General features: G+C 59.4%; 1 protein-coding gene. It reads right to left on the minus strand.

Features of this window, described 5'->3' with window-relative positions; genetic code table 11:
* A partial coding sequence (locus AAG834_RS13725; RefSeq protein WP_342032453.1) for a DUF6531 domain-containing protein occupies nucleotides 1–955 on the minus strand: 955 nt, incomplete at both ends.

Here is a 955-nt window from a genome sequence, read left to right on the forward strand (position 1 = left end):
ACCGTTTCGCCGAAGACCGGCAAACCTTCCAACAACGAAACCGACAGCAGCCGCATTTTAGGCGACTGTTCGTCCGCCACATTGCCGAAGTTCAGCGAGAACACCCGGCCGTTGCCGTCAATGACGTATTGCGGCAGACCGGTCAGCGGATGATAGACGAAACGCTGATGGTTGCCGTTGGCGTCTTCCACCGCCACCAGCGGGAAGAGGGTGGCGTCTTCGTCCGAACCGTCTTCCGCCACCACCAAAGGCGCAAAACGCAGCGCTATCGAACCGTCCAGCGACGCAATGACATAATGCCCGTCCGGATTTTTGCTGAACCAGATCTGTTCGCTCTCGAACAATACCGGTTCCTCATCGTCTTCATCGACTTCCGGCAGCGGGAACAGACGGCCCTGATCGTCGATATAGGCCAATCCCGCCGCATCGCGGATGATACGTTGGCAGCCCGGCACGCTCCAGCCTTCGCCGAGCCAGCCGGTACCGTCTTGGTCGGAATAATAGCTGCGGCTCCAAACCAGCGGCAGAATGCCTTCAAAAGCAAAGTCGGTTTCACCCTCCAAAAACTTCAGCCCGTGTATCGGATTCACCGGGCGGCCGGCAGCGGCGGCGGCTTTGCAGGAAATACAGGGTTTGGGCGGCAGTTTCTTCTTGAACTTGTTGTTCATGTGGAACATATCGCCGGCGCGAATGATGTAGCGTTTGCGGATTTTAACCGAAGAGGAGTGCATCATCGGCCAGGCGGGTTTTGTGGCGGTGCGGGAAAGTATGCCCTTGCGGCCCGGAAGGGCGGGTTCGTCACCGGTGGTGCGGTTGGTTTTACTGGCATTGAAGACGAAGGCGGGCTTGCGGTTGAGGCGGACGTCTTTGGCGACGGTCTTGGCACCGCCCAGGTCGGCGAAGAGCGGGAAGGGGATGGGTGTGACAGGAGGAGCAGGAGGGGGCGCCCAACAGA

The sequence above is a fragment of the Neisseria sp. Marseille-Q2251 genome, assembly GCF_940793045.1.
Lineage (GTDB): Bacteria > Pseudomonadota > Gammaproteobacteria > Burkholderiales > Neisseriaceae > Neisseria.